Origin of the sequence: Nocardiopsis sp. ATB16-24 (genome assembly GCF_030271535.1) — a bacterium.
Taxonomy (GTDB): Bacteria; Actinomycetota; Actinomycetes; order Streptosporangiales; family Streptosporangiaceae; genus Nocardiopsis.
Map to the genome: position 1 here is coordinate 238740 of NZ_JASCXJ010000004.1, position 19820 is coordinate 258559.

At 68.4% G+C, this 19820-nt stretch carries 12 protein-coding genes; 6 read left to right on the forward strand and 6 right to left on the reverse strand.

Annotated elements, in window-relative coordinates:
- Positions 1 to 114: 114 nt before the first annotated feature.
- Positions 115 to 2424 (reverse strand): HelD family protein, encoded by a 2310-nt coding sequence (locus PFX91_RS07295; protein WP_285730376.1) that lies wholly within the window; start codon positions 2422 to 2424, stop codon positions 115 to 117.
- 779 nt (positions 2425 to 3203) lie between these two features.
- On the opposite strand from PFX91_RS07295, the gene PFX91_RS07300 reads away from it, so the two are divergent.
- On the forward strand, positions 3204 to 4007 hold the full coding sequence (locus tag PFX91_RS07300; RefSeq protein WP_285730377.1) for a M23 family metallopeptidase: 804 nt from the start codon (positions 3204 to 3206) through the stop codon (positions 4005 to 4007).
- 240 nt (positions 4008 to 4247) lie between these two features.
- Here the strand turns inward: PFX91_RS07300 and PFX91_RS07305 are convergent, their stop codons facing one another.
- Both PFX91_RS07305 and PFX91_RS07310 read right to left on the reverse strand, forming a co-directional pair.
- Positions 4248 to 5048 (reverse strand): SDR family NAD(P)-dependent oxidoreductase, encoded by an 801-nt coding sequence (locus PFX91_RS07305; RefSeq protein ID WP_285730378.1) that lies wholly within the window; start codon positions 5046 to 5048, stop codon positions 4248 to 4250.
- A 37-nt stretch (positions 5049 to 5085) separates the two neighbouring features.
- The gene (locus PFX91_RS07310; protein WP_285730379.1) at positions 5086 to 5985 is read right to left on the reverse strand and encodes an alpha/beta hydrolase; all 900 of its coding nucleotides are present in this window, start codon (positions 5983 to 5985) and stop codon (positions 5086 to 5088) included.
- A gap of 337 nt (positions 5986 to 6322) precedes the next feature.
- Here PFX91_RS07310 and PFX91_RS07315 point away from each other — a divergent pair, with 337 nt between their 5' ends.
- From PFX91_RS07315 to PFX91_RS07325, 3 genes are all read left to right on the forward strand, one after another.
- Positions 6323 to 7006: a hypothetical protein gene (locus PFX91_RS07315; RefSeq protein WP_285730380.1), complete on the forward strand. Its 684-nt coding sequence runs from the start codon at positions 6323 to 6325 to the stop codon at positions 7004 to 7006.
- A gap of 169 nt (positions 7007 to 7175) precedes the next feature.
- Positions 7176 to 8612, forward strand: coding sequence for an outer membrane protein assembly factor BamB family protein (locus tag PFX91_RS07320; protein ID WP_285730381.1), 1437 nt, complete (start codon positions 7176 to 7178; stop codon positions 8610 to 8612).
- Positions 8613 to 8893: 281 nt separating this feature from the next.
- Positions 8894 to 9907 carry an alpha/beta hydrolase gene (locus tag PFX91_RS07325; RefSeq protein ID WP_285730382.1) on the forward strand — a complete coding sequence of 338 codons (1014 nt, stop codon included), beginning with the start codon at positions 8894 to 8896 and terminating at the stop codon, positions 9905 to 9907.
- A gap of 210 nt (positions 9908 to 10117) precedes the next feature.
- Here PFX91_RS07325 and PFX91_RS07330 read toward each other — a convergent pair whose 3' ends face one another.
- A complete protein-coding gene (locus PFX91_RS07330; protein WP_285730383.1) occupies positions 10118 to 10561 on the reverse strand; it encodes a hypothetical protein in 444 nt (147 codons plus the stop codon).
- Positions 10562 to 11091: 530 nt separating this feature from the next.
- Between PFX91_RS07330 and PFX91_RS07335 the strand changes: the two genes are divergently transcribed.
- Both PFX91_RS07335 and PFX91_RS07340 read left to right on the forward strand, forming a co-directional pair.
- Positions 11092 to 14199, forward strand: a complete 3108-nt coding sequence (locus PFX91_RS07335; RefSeq protein WP_285730384.1) for a HelD family protein — start codon at positions 11092 to 11094, stop codon at positions 14197 to 14199.
- 137 nt (positions 14200 to 14336) lie between these two features.
- On the forward strand, positions 14337 to 14918 hold the full coding sequence (locus tag PFX91_RS07340; protein WP_285730385.1) for a hypothetical protein: 582 nt from the start codon (positions 14337 to 14339) through the stop codon (positions 14916 to 14918).
- Between the two features lie 211 nt (positions 14919 to 15129).
- Here PFX91_RS07340 and PFX91_RS07345 read toward each other — a convergent pair whose 3' ends face one another.
- On the reverse strand, positions 15130 to 17211 hold the full coding sequence (locus PFX91_RS07345; protein WP_285730386.1) for a plasmid pRiA4b ORF-3 family protein: 2082 nt from the start codon (positions 17209 to 17211) through the stop codon (positions 15130 to 15132).
- 633 nt (positions 17212 to 17844) lie between these two features.
- Positions 17845 to 19668, reverse strand: a complete 1824-nt coding sequence (locus tag PFX91_RS07350; RefSeq protein ID WP_285730387.1) for a DUF2075 domain-containing protein — start codon at positions 19666 to 19668, stop codon at positions 17845 to 17847.
- Between the last annotated feature and the right edge of the window lie 152 nt (positions 19669 to 19820).

Consider the following 19820-nt stretch of genomic DNA (forward strand, 5'->3'; position numbering starts at 1 on the left):
GCAGGCCCACGACGGTGAGACCCCCGGCGTGTCGAAGTCGTGGCCGCCGCACCCGCCCGGCCTCGGCGAGGCGGCGGGGCGCACCACACCGGTGCGGCGCCCCGCCGTCCCCTCTCACCCGCCGGCCAGGCGCTCCAGCGGCCCCGGCAACGGACCGGTGTGGGCGACCGTCAAACGGCGGGTGGCGCGGGTGACCGCCACGTACAGGTCGTTGGCGCCGCGCGGCTGGGCCAGCACCGCGTCCGGCTCCACGACCACCACCGCGTCGAACTCCAACCCCTTGGCCTCGGTCGCGGTCAACACCACCACCGTCTCCTCAAGGGCGTTCACCCCCCTTTCGCCTCCAGAGGGCCGGGCGGCCTTCGGCAACGCCGACGCCACCTCCTCCACGAGCCGGTCGGCGGTGATCACCGCGAGCCGACCGGCACCGATCGTCTCGGCCTCCTCCTTCACCAGGAGGGGCAGGTCCTTGGCCACGGACGACAGTCGCATCGCGCGCGGCGGATCCCCCTCCTCGCGCACCGACTCGGGCACCTCCTGGTCCGGTGCGGCCTCGCGCAGCACCTCGGCGGCCACCGCCATGATGGGAGCGGGGGTGCGGTAGTTCACCACCAGCCGTTCCACGTGCACACCCTCGCGCACGTACGGCCCCAGAGCCTCCGACCACGACCGCGCCCCCCAGGCGCTGCCGGTCTGCGCCAGGTCCCCCACCACGGTCAACGACCGGGTCGGCACCCGCCGCATCACCGCACGCCACGCCATCGGTGACAGCTCCTGGGCCTCGTCCACGATCACGTGCCCGTACGTCCACCGCCGATCCGCGGAGGCGCGCTCGGCCGTGGTGAGGACGGGGCCGGTGTCACGGTGTCGGGCGGCCAACGCCGCGGCGTCCATCATCGGCTCCTCCGCCAGACCGGTGAACTCCAGGACGCCCTGGGCGTAGCGCTCCTCCTCGGCCCGCGCGGCCTCGGTCCGGCGTGCCCGCGCACGCTCGGCACTGTCGTCGTGCCCCAACAGTTCGGCGGCCTCGTCCAGGAGCGGCACGTCCTCCACCGTCCACGGTGACCCCGAGGGACGGGCCAGAGCGGCGCACGCGCCCGAGTCCAGGCCCGCCCTCGCGCAGACCCGTGCCAACGCCTCGGCGTCGGCGAACAGTTCGCGCAACAGCCGTCGCGGGCTCAGGTACGGCCACATGGCGTCGACGGCCTCGCGCACCGGGTCCTCGTGCCAGAGCCGCTCCCCGACGAAGGGAAGGTCCTCCTCGTCCACCGGACGCCCCAACGACTCGCCCTCGGCCCGGGCCAGCTCCGCCAGCAGGGTGTTCACCACGTACTTGCGTGCGGCGTTGTGCGGCAGACGCAGGCCCCACGCGGTGCGCAGCACCTGCTCGCACCGCGCCTCGGGCACGGTGAGCGGTCCCGCGTCGGTCTCCACGGTCAGATCCGGGACCCCGAACGCCTCGGCGGGCGTACGCCGACGGTCGGCCACGGCCTCACGTACCAGGTCGACCATCCTGGGCGCGCCCTTGACCTCGGCGACAGCGTGCGGGTCGTGGGTGTGGGCCTCCACCCCCGGGAACAGTCCTCCGACCGTGCGCATGACCACGTCGGTCTCCCCGAGGGAGGGCAGCACGTCGCTCACATAACGCAGGAACGCCGGGTTGGGGCCCACCACCAGCACCCCGCGCCGCTCCAGCACGTCGCGGTGGGTGTAGAGCAGATAGGCGGCCCGGTGCAGGGCCGCGACGGTCTTGCCGGTGCCCGGACCTCCCTGGACCACGAGCACCCCGGCCAGTCGGGCGCGGATGACCCGGTCCTGCTCCTCCTGGATGGTGGCCACGATGTCGCCCATCCGGCCGGTCCGCTCCCGACGCAGCGACGCCAACAGGGCGGCCTCCCCGACCAGTTGGCGACGGTCGGTCTCGGTCAGACCCTCGGGGTCGAAGACCTCGTCGTCGAGTCCGATGACCTTGCGGCGGCGTACTCGCAGGTGGCGGCGCCGGGTGAGTCCGTGCGGGTCGCCGGGGGTGGCGGCGTAGAACGGTCGGGCGGCCGGGGCCCGCCAGTCCACGAGGATGGTCTCGTGCTCGGTGTCGCGCAGGCCGATCCGGCCCACGTAGCGTGTCTCGGTCTCCCGCCCATCGTCCCCGTCCCCGTTCCCGTGGACGAGGTCGATCCGGCCGAAGCACAGGCCCTCCTCGACCGAGGCCAGCTGGGCCTGGCGACGTGCCTGCTCATACGAGCGCGTCTCACGCTCCACGATGGCCGCGAAGCCTCCACGCTCCTGGAGGTGGGCCGCGGCGAGCCGGTGGGCGGTGCTCTCGCGCAGGGTGTCCAGCCGTTCGTACATCGCGCTGACGCGTGCCTGCTCCACAGCCATGGTGGCCGACGCCGCGTCCTGAGCGTCGGTTTGACGGAACTCCATCAGCTTGTTATCATCCTTACATTGGGCTTTTTGTGTGTAGCTTCCAAAGTTGACATAAGAGCTCTGAAGCTTAACACGGACACGTACCTCCGCGAGCGCGATGCCACCCCCCTTTTCCGTCTCCGTGGAGGGTGCCCCTTCCCGGTTGTTCTTGCCGTCCCGGCCTCCTGTCGGGTCTCCTGGCGTGCCCGCGTGACGTGAGTGACACGGACACCGACCCGGGGTCGCGTAGGCGGGTGAGGGCGTCCTCAAGGTGAGGACCCCCGAAGACGCACCGGGGGTGGCGATCGAGCGGGGGACTCGGCCGGTGCGGACATCCGATGGCTCGTGTGCGAAGGAGCGGGACCGCCGCGTTCGGTCCTCGACGAGCGGGCGTCCGATCGAGGAGTGGAAGGCGGCGAGCGCTGTTCCCGTCGGCTGACTTCTGGACAGGGGCGATCTCTCAAGCAGGGGGAGCGTTGGTGGACCTTTTCTCCTGAACGCTCAGGTCACAGCCCCTTGTCGGCCTCCCGGCTTCTTTTCGGACGGCAAAGAACCTCTGGCGCCAGGAGAAAAAGCCTCAATATATGCACTCTTCGCTTTTGTGAGCTTTTTCTGGTTCTCTCGTTCTCTTCTCCGAAGAAACCCCTGTGTCGGAGGCCTGCGACGACGGAGTGCGTCATGAGGTATTTCCTCAAGGAGGCTATCGCGGGCGCATCACCATGGGGCACTCTGGGGCGGTCCGCGCATGCGGACACCCACCCCCACGCACTTCGTAGTTCGGAGAGAGTATGCGATCGATGCGCATAGCCCTTCTGACCCTCATCGCCCTGGTGGGCAGCCTGCTCGTGGCGACCCCCGCTCACGCCGCGCCCCTTTTCAAGGCTCCGTTCCCCTGTGGCCAGAAATGGACGTACAGCCATCACTCGGCCGAGGTCCGCCGCGCTTTGGACTTCGTCCGCAGCGACGGCGGCGCAACGAACGGCGCACCCGTCGTCGCCTCGGCCGCCGGGACCGCCACCCGGCACTACCAGGCGGGCGGTGCGGGCAACTACATCGTCATCGACCATGGCGGTGGCTGGCAGACCTACTACTTCCACCTGAACGCCTTCTCCGTCGCCAACGGCGCGTGGGTCGGGCAGGGGCAGCAGATCGGTACCACCGGCAACACTGGCAACAGTTTCGGCGCGCACATCCACTACGAGCAGCTCCACAACGGCGTCGGCCAGAACATCCGCATCAACGGCATCGCGTTGGCCTACCCCGGTTCGTACGGAAGCCACCACCTGACCAGCGACAACGGCTGTAGCACCAACAGGTACTGGGTCGACACCTTCACCACCGCCACGGGCTACGCGCAGGCCAACACCAACGACCCGCAAGGTCTGCTGTACGCGGGCACCCACTACGTGTACTGCAAGGTGTGGGGCCAGCAGATCCGCGGCGCGAACGGCACCTACAACCACTGGTGGCTGAAGACCGATCTCGACACCACCTACGCGGGCAAGAACGGGCGCGGGGCGTACGTCTCCGCGTACTGGTTGTCGCGCTGGGGCAATGACGAAGCGCGTGACAACAACGGCAACGTGATTCCGAACTGCTGACGCCCCATCACCGCATGTGCCGGGCCCGGCCTCTCGCCTCGTGCGTGGCCGGGCCCGGTCCGCCGATGGCGGAGGGTATCCAGCGGGAGGTTTCCTGTGCGCCGAGGGCTCTCCCACCTGGAGGGCAGCACTCCGCGCCCGGTCGAGTCGGCCGGTTGAGAAGAACGACATGAATAGGCGAGGAGGACCTGTGTGCGGCGGCACCGGTTCCGGCACCGCCGCACACAGGCCGGACAACGGTCAGACGGAGTAGCGGCTGAGGGTCTCTCCGCCGTCGACCTTGATCAGGTCTCCGTGGATGTATCCCGATTCGTCCGAGGCCAGGAACACCGCCAGATTCGCGACGTCCTCGACTTCCCCCCACCGCTTGAGCGGGATGGACTCGGTGAAGGAGCTGTCGAAGTCCTCGTCGTTGAACAACTCGCGTGTCAGCGCGGTCTTGGCGTAGGTCGGACAGATGCCGTTGACCCGGATCTGGTCCTTTCCGTACTCGATGGCCAAGCACCGGGTCAGGTTCGCCTGGGCACCCTTGGAGATGTTGTACACCGACTGGTTCGGGTGGCCCTGAAGCCCGGCGGTGGAGACGATGTTGATGATGTTGCCGCCGTCGCCCTGGGCGAGGAACTGTTTGACCGCCTCCTGGGAGCCGAAGAACGTGCCCTTGGCGTTGACCTCGAAGCACACGTCGAGATCGGCTTCGCCGAACTCGTGCATCCGTTTGCCTGCGCGGAAGATACCGGCGTTGTTGACCATCACGTCCAGGCGTCCGAAGGTCTTCACGGCTTCGGCGATCAGGTGAGCGACCTGGTCGGACCTGGTGACGTCGCACCGGACGAAAACGGCTTCGCCGCCCGAATCCCGGATCGACTGGACCGTGGTCAGTGCCGCGTCGTCCTCGAAACCACCCGCGGTGGGCTCCTCACGGATGTCGCTGACCACCACCTTGGCGCCTTCTTTCGCGCATGCCTTGGCGATACCGCGGCCGAGCCCGGAACTCGCCCCGGTGACGACGATGATCTTGTCTTCCAGACGGTTTCCCAACAGAGATGTCCTTTCGGTGCGAACGGCCGTGGGTGCGCTACGGGGCCAGATGCTGGAGGAACCAGTCACGTGCGAGCGAGCTCGACCGCTCGAACCCCGTGGTGTAGATGTCGAAGTGGCCACCGGGCAGGATCTCGATCCGCTTGGGCTCGCGTGCCCTCTGGTAGGCGGAGATCGCCAGGTCGGTCGGGGTGAGCACGTCATGGGCGGCGGGAAGCATCAGCAGCGGTGTGGGGCTGATGTACTCGATGTAGGAGGCCGGTATGTACTCGCCGAGCATCTCCACGCTGCGCAGGGTCACCTCGTTGCGCCAGGACGGCGCCATGGTCCTGTGGCTCTCGGTGAACCATCGGTAGGAGTCCGGGGTAGGTAGCGCGGAGGGGGCGAGGGGATCCTCGTCGACGACGGGGACCATCGCCGGTGGCTCACCGTTGAGCCGGGCCAGACGGTCGGCGTCGAACTGCTCCCGGAAGCCGTCGAGGAAGTCCGGTCGCACGAGTCGGCGGAGGTTGTGGTACCCGTGGACCAACGCCCCCTGGCTCACGACGGCCTTCACACGGCGATCGAGGGCGGAGACCACGAGCACGTGGCCACCGGAGTAGCTGCTGCCCCACACACCGATGTGGCCGGCGTCGACCTCGGGAAGGGTGGAGGCGTAGGTGATCGCGTGCCGGTAGTCGCGCACCTGCTGCCACGGGTCGATCTCCTGGCGTGGCTCGCCGTCGCTGGCACCGAAGTTGCGGTTGTCGAAGACCAACGCGTTCAGTCCCGCCGAGGCGAACACCTCGGCGTATCGGTCCAGGTACATCTCCTTGACGGCCGAATACCCGTGGGCCATGACGATGGTCGGGCGGGCCGCATCCGAGCCCTCGGCGGAATAGAACCATCCGCGTAGGGTGACGCCCTCGGCGTCGAAGTCGATGTCGCGGCGAGCCATCGTGGATCTCCTTCGTCGGTCGGTATCAGGCCCGAAGGAGCGCAGAAGTTCACCCAGGGACCTCTGTCAGCATATTCTCACTCTCCGTAGTTTCTGGGTCACGGGCACGCGAGTCGTCTTCCCGCGTCGTCGAGCCGGCTCGACGAAGGGCGGGCGGGGGTCCACCGAGGACGCGCCGTCGGTGACGGCCGGGCGGACGCGGACGCACCCCCGAACATCCGCGGGCATGGCGCCCTCGGGCCCTGCCCGACTGTCCGAGAAGACGGCTCGCCCGCCTCACCCGGCGGGGCTACTCTGAAGCGCACCGGCACGGATTCAGCGGCAGCAGGGGACCCCCATGGTGGACACCACAGACCGACCGGATGACGAACTCCCCGAGCAGAACGACGAGCACAAGGGCGACGAGAAGACGCACGTGCGTTTCACGGACGTCGAGGGAGGCGCCATCAATGTCGGCAACGCCTCCGGAAACGTGACCTTCTTCGTCGGGTCCCCGAAACAGGAGCCTGTCACCGCAAGGCCCCAGGTCGCTCCGGGAAGGAGCGAAAACCTGGGCTCGCAACGGGAGGACATCTATCTCCGTGTCCTGAACCAGAAGTCCAGACATGTCGAGGTGAACTTCTGGGTCAGCATCCTCTTCATCGTGATCGGGGTCGCCATCGTCGCCGCCGGCCTGATCGTGGCGTTGGTGAGGGCGGAGGCGATGCCCCTGCTGGTGAGTCTGTTCGGCGCACCGTTCGCGGTGATCGGATGGTGGCTGAAGGGGCACGTGCGTCAGACCGACGCCGCCCTCGAAGCGCGTATCGACCGCATCGAGCAGCAGATCGACGAGGACGCCCGGTGGAAGAAGGTGACCACCTTCATCGACACGGTCGAGGATCCCGGACTGCGGGACCGATTCCGTGCCGACGCCGCACGGTGGATGCTGACCTCCGAAGGTCCCGCACAGGACGACCGACCCCTGCCGGAGAGCGGGGAGGAGGGGAGGGGCCGGATCGGGCCGGGCGGCTCCCCCTCCTGACGCCCCTGGTCCAGGCTCGGACGAAGGTGCGCGTGATCCTCGGTCGTGGCCGCTTCAGGGGAGCGACGTCGCCGTCGGTGCCCCACCGGCTCGGACGCTGAGGCCGTTTCCCCGCATCAGGTGGAACAGGACGGGCGCTTCAGGGGTCTCACACCCCAGGAGGTTCCCCTTGTCCAGTACTGTCCCCCTCACCGGTTCCATGCCGCCCGTCCGCCACGGCGGCGCGGTCGCCGCCGTGCTCGCCCTCGCCTTGGTGTCCGGATGCACGTGGCCCTTCGCCCAAGGAGAGCGTCGCGAGGTCGCCGGTCTTCCGGTCCTCCACATGACGGCGGACCGGACCCTCGAAGAAGCCGCCGTTCCCACGACCGTCGACGCGCACGCCTGGGTCTGGAAGTCTCCCGGAGGCTCCGACATCCAGCGGATCCTCCCCGTGCCCACGGGCGCGGTGGTGCACATGGACGACGGGGTGGCCGGCCTGGACACCGCCACCGGGGAGACCGTGTGGAGCTTCCGCTTCCAGGAGCACGGGATCCGCACCGACGTCGCCCCCACCCCGGACCGGCGGAGGGTGGCGGTGGTGGCCGACGAAGCGGTGGTGCTGCTGGACTCCGCTACAGGAGCCGAGATCGGAGTGTACGAGTACGAGCCCGGACCGCGGACGATCGGCCCCACGCGCCTGGCGATCGACGGCCCCGCGGGACTGGTGGTGGACGCCGGACTGGTGTCCGCGCGACCCCAGGAGATCGGTGCCATCGACGTCACCCTCGACCCATGGGCGTTCGACGGCGACGATCGGGGGTGGCACACCGAGGTCCGGGCGTGCGACGAGGGCATCAGTCCGCCGAGGATCGAGGGCGGATTCGCCTTCCCTGGAGGCGTGGTGCTCCTGCACGGCTGCGGTGAGCCGAAGGGTTCCGACGATCCCGCCGAGGACGCGGGGGTGTCGGAGTTGGTCGCCCTGGACGCCAACGACGGCGAGGAGCTCTGGCGTCTGAGGACGGGGGAGGACTTCACGGTCGAGCACCACGAGAACAACCCCGGCAACGGCGGACACTTCGCGGTGCTCGACGGCGTGGCCGTGCGGCAGAACCTCGCCCCGCACAGGGGGACCCTGGTCATCGACACGGTGGCCGGAGAGGTGATCTCCGACGAACTTCCCCACCTCATGGCCACGACGGAGAGCGACTTCGTCGTGCGGGTGCTGTCCGACGGATACGTGGCACTCGCGGGAGCGGGACTGTCCAGGCACGGTGAACAGTGGGGCCGGTACGAGCTCCGCGACTTCTCGGGACGGGCGCGCGCGGCCGTGCCCGCGAAGATCGTCCAGGCCGACGGGCTGCTGCCCTTGGAGGACGCGCTCGTCCGCCTGGACTGGACCGACCCCGACGACCCCCACCTGGTGGTCCTGGACTGGGACGGGACGGGCGAACCCACCGCGCGCATCCCGACCGAGGTGAAGGTGGAGACCAGAGAGGTGACCGGACGAACGCAGGCGGAAATGGAGGTGGGGCCCGCGGGGACGTTCGTGGCGGTACCCGGCGCGGTGCTGCTGCGCGAGTACCGGCACGGGCGTCCGCAGACGCGTATCTCGGGCTTCACCGGTTAGCGAGCAGAGGCGGGGCGGCCGGAGGCGTCACCGGTGGAAGGTTCTCCTTTCCTCCCCGCGCTCCGGTAGGCCCGTTCTTCCGAGGTCCGGGGCCCTATGTTGGTTATGTGCGATCACGGGGGTTTCGAAGTCGGTAATTTTCTGTTTCACTAGGCCGGTGATCACGACGGAGTGACCACACTTGCGAGAAAAGCCGTGTTCTGTCTCCGCGGCCTGGATCCCGGGTACGAGAGCGACCCGGCGTCTGGCGAGTGATACCCCCGCTTCCTCCAGGAGACAACGTGAGTTCGTACCCCCCCAGCCGACGATCCCTCCTCAAGAGCGTCGGCGGTCTCTCCCTCGGCCTGGCCGCCGCCTCCGGCGGCCTCCTCGCCGCCACCTCCCCGGCCCACGCCGACGAGCTCTCCCCCGACTCCGCGGCCCCCACCCGGTTCGGGCTGGACATCGTGGAGCGCAACGAGCACGACCCCCGTATGTGGTACTACCGTTTCGCGACCGACGAGATCGCCTGGAACCCCGGCGTCAACGTCCTGGTCCCCGAGGGCTACCGCAACGACGGGCGTACCTACCCCGTCCTGTACCTGCTCCACGGCGGTGGCCCCGGCCAGGACTTCATCAGTTGGGACCGGGAGGGCATCCGCCATCTCTCCGCGGGCAAACAGATCATCATCGTCATGCCAGACGGAGGACCCTGTGGGTGGTACAGCAACCCGGTCAGCACCAACGTCGGCCCCCGCAACTGGGAGAACTTCCACCTGAACCAGCTCATCCCCTGGGTCGATGCCAACTTCCGGACGTACGCCGAGTTCGACGGCCGCGCCGTGTCCGGCTTCTCCATGGGCGGTTTCGGCGCGCTCAAGTACACGGCCAAGTACTACGGCCACTTCGCCTCGGTGAGCTCCCACTCGGGGCCGGCCAGCATACGCCGCAACTTCGGCGCGGTCACCCACTGGGCCAACGCCACCTCCGCGCTCTTCGAGCTCGGCGGCGGCACGGTCTACGGCGTGCCGTGGGCCGAGGCTCGGGTGAGCGCCGACAACCCGGTGGAGAACATCGAGCGTTACCGCGGCAAGCGCATCTTCATGGTGGCGGGCAGGAGTCCCGACCCGATCAACTGGTTCGACAGCATCAACGAGGGAGAGGTGCTCGCCGGCCAGCGCGAGTTCCGCGCCGCCCTGGACCACGCCGGCATCCCCTACGAGGCGCACGAGCCCGAAGGCGGCCACTTCGTCCGCCACGACCTCTTCCTGCGCGACCTCGACGGCATCATCGGCCGTCTGCGCTCGGCCGGATAGAGGCGTCCGTGTAAGGCCTTGCGCGCGGAAGGGTTTCCGTGGCGCACCCGGCCGGGCCCGTTGCGAGGGCCCGGCCGGGTCTTGTCCCGTGATCACTGCCGTCGACAGGCATCGCGCCTACGGCTCCGTCCGAGCGACCCCAGGTGGTGCCGACAGCGTCAGGAGGACAGGACCCACGTCTCCGGGAGGTTCTCAGGGGCGGGCCACACGTCAGGCGGTGTCCCTGCTGAGGGAGTCCTCGTTCACCAGGACGAATCCGCCTTCCGGCAGACACGCCCGCGGCAGGTCGATCTCCTGTCCACCATCGGGAAGGTCCCAGGGCGCACCACCCGCGGTGAAGGTGTCCCCGCTGACGATGGGACCGACCGAGGCGACGGTGACCCCGACCATGCCGCCCTCGTTCAGCGGTGAGACCTCCTTGGGCCACAGTGGAGCCATCGTCATGACGCCCTCTTCGGCGTCCTCGTCACCGGAGTGGGCCACAAGGCAGCCCTCGTCCGGCAGGTACTCCAGTTCCAGGGTCAGTGCCATGTCCGGCCCCGCGGAGAAATCGTGGACGATGATGCGGGGATCCTCCCCGACGACGGCGACCTCGCCGGTCCCCGGGCCGGGCACGGAGCACGCGGTGGTGGCGGCGCCCACCGCGACCGCCATGAGCGTCGTGGCCGCTGTCCTCCTTCGTGCTCTCCTGACGAGCGCCGCACACGTCGGCCCCCGAACCGTGGTCGGGAGGATGTGGTGAGAGGTCGGAGCGGATTCCTGGGGTGACATCGGATGAAGACCTCGCTTGTGTCGTGGGGGACGTGGTGATGTCTGCGCTCCCGAAGGTGGGGGAGCGGACGAGGACGACGATGCCTCCTCTGAAGAACCGACGCCCGCACACGGCCATGTGGTTCCGGCCGGGGGAAAAGTGGGGCCACGGTGACCGAAGAGATCTCCCAGGCGGGCGAGACCCTCTCTTGTGGTCAAGAAAGCGGCTGATGGTGACCGCAGGAGGGGGTCTCGCCAGGAACACTTATCATGGTTGGCAATATTCACACTCGACATGCTGTAGTGTGGACAAGGAATCCTGTGATCAGTGGACGCACGTGACACCACCGGCGTGTTCCCTGGTCCTCGACCCCGCACGGCGCCGACCCCCAGTGGCGCCGCACGGCGCATCTTCCTCGCCGAAGGAGGCCAGCATGGGGAGTACGGCCCGAGCGCGGATCATCGAACAAGAGCAGGCATCGGTGGATCGGGCCCACCGATGCCTGGAGAGGCAACGCGCGCAGACCGAACGGCTCGCCGAGTCGAACGCCGCGGCCAGTGCCAAGGACGGAGTGGCTCAGCACACGGAGTTCACCCGCTGGGCGGAACAGTATCGGCTCGACGGCCGCCAACTCGTCGTCCAACGGGTCGATCTGAGCGAGAAGGGCGAGGCCGAGACCTTCTACATCGGACGCAAGACCGTGCGCGACGAGAACGGGGACGTCTTCGTCGTCAAGTGGACCAACCCCGCGGCCGTGCGCTGGCGGCGCGAACGTGGAAGCGACCAGGGCGTGGTGACCTTGCGCCGACGCCTGCGTTGCCGCGGGGAACGGGTGGTCGACTACCACGACGAACTCGTCCGCGACGTCGGTGGCGCGGCCGACGGCAGGCCTTCTCCCGCACGAGTGGCCGCCATCGTCAAGGCCCGGAGGGAACAGGAATCGGGCATGCCCGAGGACCCCTTCCTCCACGAGGAGCTCGACCGCTCTCGCGACGGACTGATGCGCGACATCGTCGAGACCATCCACCGCGACCAACTCGACCTGGTCTGCCACGACAGGCCGGGCGCACTGGTGGTTCAGGGTGGACCCGGTACGGGCAAGACCGCCATCGGCCTCCACCGCGTCACCTGGCTACTGGACAACGACCACTTCACGCCGCAGCACATGCTCGTCGTCGGACCCACCAGGCACTTTCTCGACTACGTCAGCGAAGTGCTGCCCTCCCTGGGCACCCGCGGCGTGAGCTCGCTGCGCGTGGACGACCTGTGTCCGGGACGGATCGGCGGCCACGACACCACCGAACAGGATCGGATCAAGTCCGACATCCGCATGGCGCAGGTCCTGCGCCGGGCCGTCCACGACACGGTGAACGAGGGAGCCTGGACCAAGTTCCTCGACCAGGGTCGGCTCGTGGTCCGGATCGATGGGGACACCCTGGCCGCGGACACCTCTCAGGTCCAGCGGTTCTTCGAGCAGGCGCGGGACCTGGACGAGCCCTTGGACGTCCGCCGCGAGCGCTTCACCGACCTGCTCGCCGACCACATGATCGACCAGCTCCCTTACCGCCCTCGCGGACAAGGCCGGATACTGCGTCAGCGCATCACGGCCTCGCTGGCGGGCCCCGTCAACGCCACCTGGCCCAAGATCTCCGAGAGCCGCCTGTACCGCCGCCTCCTGGACGACACCGAACTGCTGGCCCGGGTGTCCGAAGGCCTTCTCACCGACCGCGAGCGCTCGGCCCTGCACCGACGTGCGGTCGGACCGGCCAGTCAGGAGTCCTGGACCCGCGCGGACCTACCCTGCCTGGAAGAGCTACGCATCCTGCTCAGCGGGCAGACCCCCGAACGCTATCGACACATCGTCGTCGACGAAGCGCAGAACCTCACCCCCATGCAGTTGCGCGCCCTGGCCCGTCGCTGCCCGAACGGCTCCTTCACCCTCCTGGGCGACCTGGCGCAGTCCACCGGAGCACACCGCTATCCGGACTGGTCGACACTGACCGAACACCTGGACCTGCCCAACGGTTGGGAACAGCAGGAACTCACCCTCGGATACCGGATTCCCAGCCAGGTGATGCACACCGCCGTCCCCGCCGCCGTGGCCGCCTCCGACCTGACGACCTTCCCCACCACCCTTCGCGCACCCCGGGACGGGGAAGTGACCATGACCCGGGTGGGGCGGGAGGACCTGGTCGATCGTGTACGAAGGCGCGTACACGAGCTGTCGGCCCAGGCGCGAGAGCGTTCCGTGGCCGTCATCGTCGACGACGCCTCTCCCCACCGGGAAACGATCGCCCGCGCATTGGACGCCGACCCCACGCTCACCGGTGACCACGTCCGTGTCCTCGGCGCGTCCGCCGTCAGCGGTCTGGAGTTCGACCACGTGGTGCTGGTGGAACCTCGCCAGATCACCCGCTCAGGGCCCGGAGGGCACGGGCGGCTCTACGTGGCGCTGACCCGATGCACCCAGACACTGTCGGTCCTGTACGCCGAGACGCTGCCCGAGAGCCTGTTCGACCCCGACGCCCCGGACGGATACGGAGAACGGGCCTGCACACGTCACCACGCCGACGGCAGGCGGTGCGGCAACCGCACGAACTCCCTGGACGGATGGTGCGGGGAACCGGGATGCGACGGCTATCGCACCGAACGGCCCCCGCTTCCGCAACCGTCGTCCTCCGCCTTGGAGACGCCCCCCGGAGCGGACACCACCGCCCGTCTGGAGGAAGGCGTGCGAGCGGAGCAGATCACCGTCGACGCCTCGGCACGTGCCCGCTTCGCGGTCCTGCACAGGGCGGACGCGTGGGACGCCCAAGCCGAGATCCGCGCCATGCTCACGGACTTCCTCGCCCAAGGACGTCAGACACGGCGCGTGGACGGCCTCTGGTGTGTGGACCAGGAGGGTTACCGGCTGACCCTGGACCGCGCAGCGACTCGCGTGCTCGACTACCACACCGTGCACGCCGAACGCAGTTGGCTTCAACACCAGGCCGGGGTCGCCCCAAGGGCCTCCTCAGGCGCCCGCGCGAGAATCACCGACGAGGGAACGGAAGAACAGCGGATGAGCGCGCACACCCCACCGGTTCCAGCACAAGGCGGTCCTCAAGACCCCGCCGCCGAACACCTGGCGTCGTTCCTGTCCGAGATCGAACAGCGAAGAGAGCCGCACGACCAGAGCGCGGCCGGTTTCCTGCGCCACAGTCTCATGGCGGACCTGTACAAGGCGGGATTCCTCCCGATCGAACCGGAGGGTGGCGACGTGCTCCGCGTCTCGACCGACGGGTCGGTGCTGTACCGGATCCTGCCCGACGCGGACACCGGTTACGGGCGCTTGCGCGAAGCCGCGACGGAGGCGTTGGAGAGGCGTTGGTCCCAGGGCCTGGACGCCGACCGGGTGTGTCTGGTCCTGTCGGCCGCCCCGAAGGAGGAATGGGCGGCCGCGGCGCTCGCCGGGGCCCTCGGGGTGGCGGTCATCTGGCCGGAGGAGGGCACCTGGCGGGGTGATGCCCTCGGCTCTCTTCAGGGGAGCGCGGCCGGCTGAGACCGGGTAACGACATGTACGCCCTTTCGCCGTGCTCGAAGCGATGCCGTTTCGAGACGTGATCCGGATACCGTTTCCTTTCCCTTTCTCCGGATCTTCGAAGACCTGACAGATCTCTTGGAAAGAGTGGTCCGCTGTTGTCCGTCGTTCTCGGTGAAGGCCTCACCCTCGCCCCTCCCGCTCGGGCCGTGCGGGTGGAAGGCCAAACCTCTCAGAAAAAACTTTCGGCAGGGTCGGCCCATGACTGGACCCTCGGTATCGAGGGTCACGCGAGTCTCACCATCAGAGACACCCACTGGGAAAACGGGGAACGAGATCTACGCCCCATGATGCCGGAACCCGGATCCGCCGATATCCCGCTCGCTCTTGCTCTCCTGCACGGAAAGCGCCGTGCCGGAATCTACAAGGTCTCTCATCGGCAGGAGCTTTCCTGGATGACCGTGGACACCGTCCGGCCGGGAAAGGACGAGTGGCCGTCACGGACCTCGCCGTCGCTGGAGGGTCTCCACGAGATCTGCGGCAAGGAACGTGTCGAAGCCGCGATCGCCCAAGGGATCGTTTCCCTTGGGACCAAAGCGGAACTCCTGGGTGCTGAGGACAACGACCGCACCAAGAACGGACTTCGGGCGCTGTTCGACCCGAATCGTCATGTGGCTCCCGTCGCGCTGTACGCCGTCACCCGCGTGGTACCGACATTGAGGCACGTCCATTGGTTGTGAGCGGCAGAGCCTTCGTGCTGCGGTGAACCGAGTCGACCGCCGGGTCGGCCATGACACCGGCGGTCGGGACAGGACCTCCCGAGCAGACGAGACCCCCTCCTATGGTCGAAAAAGCGGTCGACGGTGACCGTAGGTAGGGGGTCTCGCCGGGGAGTACCCGGCCGATTGGCGCATCGGAGACGGGACCCGGTCCTGGTCGGCCGCGTGCTGGTCAGCCCTGGTTGCGCGCCTTGTGGGCCGCCCGCCGAGCCGCCTTGGCGACCTTCTTGTCCGGGTGCAGCCGTCCTAGGGCCTCCAGGGCCGGCAGGGTCGCGGGATGACCGGTCTTCCACAGCCGGTCGGTGCTGTCGAGCACGAGCCGTCCGATGCGGCCCGCGCCTTCGTCGGCGTCGAGCGTGAGCAGGAACGAGAGGTGCTCGTCTCCGCCCAGTTCCAGCGGCCCGGCAACCATATCGATGGCCAGCCAGGGGCCGTACTCGGTGAGCAGCCGCCCGTGCTCCTCCTCCGAGAGCGACCTGGAGGAGAGCAGCACACCGGCGGCCAGGCCGGCCACCTCGGGGCGGTCCGAGCCGAGCAGCACACGCAGTTCCGGCAGTGCCTGCTCGCCCACCTCGTGCAGGATCGCCGTGCCGACGGCACGCCGCACGGCACCGGTCCCGGTGGGCGAGGAGGCGACCTCGACGACCTCCCTGACCGCTTCGCTCGCCGTGCGCCCGGCCAGCCACGGTGTGATCTCGGCGAGGTGGTTCTCGGCAGGCGTCACCGCCAGCGCGTCGAGGAGTTCGGCGGCGTCGACACCGGCCAGGTGTCCGCTGAGCGGAGCCGGCACACCTTCCCCGAGCAGGGTCTGGCGGACCCCGTACCGGCCCAGCGGGGTGAGGGCGACCGAACAGTCGATGTCCGCCCCCAACCGGTCGAGGTCGAGGTCCAGCCCGAACAGGAGCCGCGCCCCGAAGCGGTCATCCCGATATTTCGCGGAGACCTCCTCGGGGGTGTTGTCCACCAGGTGGACACCACCAGTCCCCGCCAGGCGGTATAGGACCCGGTAAAGGGCCGCGGTGAGGTATCCGCGAAACTGTGCGGACTCCTCGGGGACCGAGGCGCTCACAAAGGTGACGTGGTCGAGCAGTGCCGACACCAGGTCCTCCAGGGAGGGCTCGGTGTCGTCGGGCACCTCATAGAGCATGCGCAGGGCCGGTGGGAGCAGGTCCGATTCAAGGCGGCCCAAACCGGACGTCCCACCTTCGAGCGAGTCGTCGTTGACCGCGTCATCGAACAGTTCCGTCCACAACTCCAGGATCCTCGTCGGCGCCGGCCCCTCGACGACATCAGGAGCGAGGCGCGCTCCGCCGGGACCGACCTCGATCAGCCCCAGGCCCACGGCCGAGTTCCACAGGGGGAGGAAGCCCGGCAGATCCCGGGCGGCACGGAGCCGCCTCAACCTCTCGGCCCGTTCGGCGGCCTTCTTTCCGGAGGCGGGCGGTAGCAGGCCGAGTTCCTCGACCGCGATGCGCACGTCGGCGGGGCGGGGCACCCGTGTCCCGGTCAGCTTCCTCCCCGGCCCGAACCACCGGGCCAACCGCAGCAGGTCGCGCAGCGGCGCGGTCTCCACGGCCGTGCGCGCCAGCTCCTCCTCCGGGGGCAGTGACACCGGGCGGGCCGGGGTGAGGGATTCTTCCGGAGGGGCGGGCTTCTCCTCCCAGGGCAGCGGCCCGAACACCTTCCTCAGACGCCGCCGCTCTTCCTCCAAGTCGAGGTTGTCGGGGCCGAGAAGCTTCACCCAGGACCGCTCCTCCTCAGCGCCCCCGAAGTACCCGCCGGTGATCTCCTCCGGGTGGTCGCGCAGGCGGCGCAGGTGCTCGAACCCCGCTACGCCCCCGCAGCCCTCGGGAGGAGGGCAGCCGTGACCGTCCGAAAGCCGGGGGTAGACGGCGCCGGGCTCGGCGTCGAAGATCTCCTCCACGGTGAGTGTGTGGGACCAGTCGTCGCCGAAGTCGTAGGTGTAGGTACCAGTGGCGTTCCTGCGGCGTAGGACGTCGCCGATCCTGGTCCCGTGCTCGTCGTGGTCGGGAGGGCCGAGGCCGAGCCCCTCGTTCTCGCTGTACCGCCGTCCGGAGAACTCGAAGGAGTGCAGGTGCGCGTCCTCCCACCCCATCACGGCCTGGATGAGCGTGTGCAGATCGCCCAACCGGGTGACGGCGGGCACCTCGACCCGGCGCCAGACCTGTGGCCGGGTGCCTTCCAAAGCGATCCTGATCCGGTGGGCCCGGTGTGCCAGACCTCGGGGTGCCATCTTCGTTCCCTGCTTCCCGTCGTGGTGTGCGCACTCACTTCCTATCGCCTGGGGGTGTTGCGGGGGACCGTTTCGCTCAGATCAGCGGCTTCGAGAGAAGCGTAGGGGTCGCGCGCTTTTCTCTGTGATCTTGTACTTGCACTCACCGGTTGGCAGCACTCCGCCGACAGTGATCACAAGGACAAGATCGGCGTCGATGAAACCGGAGTGTGGACTGCTCTTTCCGGATTGTCGGACGGTCTCCTTACCGATGGAGCCCTCGCTCCTGAGGAGCGAGGATCACGTTGGCGTCGGAACCGTGGACAGGGAAGGTGTGGTCGCCCATGTGCAGCCATGTGGTTCCGTCCGTGGAAACGTGTGGCTGTGGTGAACAAGGCACCCGCTGGAGCAGGTGAGACCTTCTCCCACCCTCGATTCCGTCCACAGGAGAGAGTCTTATCGAGAAGCATCGCCGTCTGGACCAGGGGCAAGCGGGGCCGGCCCCTGGCTCCTGTCGATCGCGCCTTGGTTCCTTCGCTCCGCAGGGGCACCCGTGTATGCCGACCGTCCCCGAAGGCATGGAGGGGTCGCCAACGGGCGCTCACGACGCTGCGAGCGTTGTGGGCCTCCGTCTCCCGGCCCGCGCGAAGACTTTCAGCCTGTTCCGTGGACGAGGGAGGTGAGGAACCCCTGGGTCTCGGGATCGGTGGAGTACAGAAGGGTGCCGCGCATGCCCCGGGTGAGCAGGACCTTGTACGTGTTGCGGATCAGGGAGTCGGCCTCCTGATCAGTCGGTTTCCTGAGGAGTTCGGGGTCGCGGCTGGCCTTGCGGTCCACCACCAGACGGCCCTCCCGGAACACCAGGTCCGGGCCGAGGATCACCCCGGACCAGTCGTACTCGAACCCCTGGGCGGTGTACACGCACCCGACCTGATTGAATCCGCCCTCCTCGGTGGCCCACAGAGCGCTCGGAGGGGCGTCGGGCAACCAAGTGTCCAGGCGGCTGTTCCACGGGCGCGCCCAGTCACCGATACGGACGTCGTCGGCCAACGGTCCGTTCTTGTCGGCCTTGCTCCACGGCCAGCAGTAACCGGCGCTCAGCCGGGCGGACTCGCCCCGGTCCAAGGCCGGACGGAGGAGGTCCTCCATCTCGGAGGGGGAGGAGGCCACACCCAACTCGAAGGCCTCGTCACCCTCCCAGGGGACGGGCCCGTCAGGGGCCAAGCCCAACAACCGGAGTACCCAGTCCTCGTAGCGGGCGCTGCCACCGCAGCGGAACTGTCCGGCCAGACTGATCTCGTGTACCTCCATCCCGCGGGCTCTGGCGTGCTCGCGGATGGTCTCCACGGTGCCCATCTCCCCGGGGCGCACCACCTGGTGCTCGTCCAGCAGGAAGACCGGCACCCTCGCTGCGGCGAGAAGCTCGTCGACCTGTGGCCGGTCCGTGCGTAGTTCGCGCCTAGTGTACCGGTTCACGGAGGTTTCCCGGATCCGGTGGGCCTCGTCACAGATCAGCACATCGAACTGGTTCGGGGAGCTCGTCATGAAGCTGTTGAAGTACAGGAACATCTTCTTGACGCGTGGCTGCCGGTGTCCCGCGACCCGGCGCATCGTCGTGGTGAACGCCTTCGAACCGGTCGCGTGCAGGGCGCTGGTGCCGTTGCGAGACAGCTCACCGAGCAGGGACAGCGCGATGACGCTCTTGCCGCTGCCAGGACCTCCGCTGATGATCACCGCGGTCTTCCGGTCGTCCTCGTGGGCGCGCTGGACGGCGTGCATGACGGTCTGGAAGGCCGCCTTTTGGTCATCCAACAGCGTGAACTGGGAACGCTCCCTGACCTCGGCCGCGGCCACCTTCATCAGCTGTCGACTGGGTCTGATTCTTCCGGACAGCAGACGGTCCGCCGCCTCCGCACCGGATCTGGGCGCCAACCTGCTGCGGAGGAAGTCCAGGAAGTCTCCACGGCGTTGAGCGGTGAAGAGCCTGCCCTGGTCGTCCGGGGGCAGGTCGAACAAGTCGCGCACGGCGGGTTCGTGGGCGTTGTGCAGGTAGGCCGCACCCCGCAGCTGTTTCGCCGGATCCTCGATCGAGGCCACGAAGTCCCCGATCTGGTCACAGTAGCCACGGACCTGCAGTAGCGGGTGGAGCTTGGGGCCTCCAGGCTGGTTGGGGACCAGCACCATGGCGGGGTCGTCCTCCCAGGACTCGGCCTCGCTCCACTGCTTGAGTTCGACCACGACGTAGCTGGGCTCGTCGGTCTCGGGGTGCTGCCCGGCCAGAACCACGTCCGCGCGCTTGCTGCACATCGGCAGCTTGTACTCGATCAGCATCTCGACCTCGCCCAGGCCGGCGTCGACCAGGTCGTTGGCGAGGGTAGGGATGCTCCGTTCCCAGGAGCGGACCTCAGCGGGGCCGGGGGTGTACTTGAAGGTGTGGCGCACATGTTCGGAGATGAGTTTTCCGAGCTCTGCCTCCAAGGAGGAGCCGTACGTGGACAGGGACGCTGCGGATCGGCGATAGGCCGTCAATTCACACTCCGAAATGACTGTACTCAGGAGGTTTGCGAGAAATACGCCGAATGTCGTCGACTCTACGTAGCATAAGGACGCCTGACACTCGAGAGTCAGCG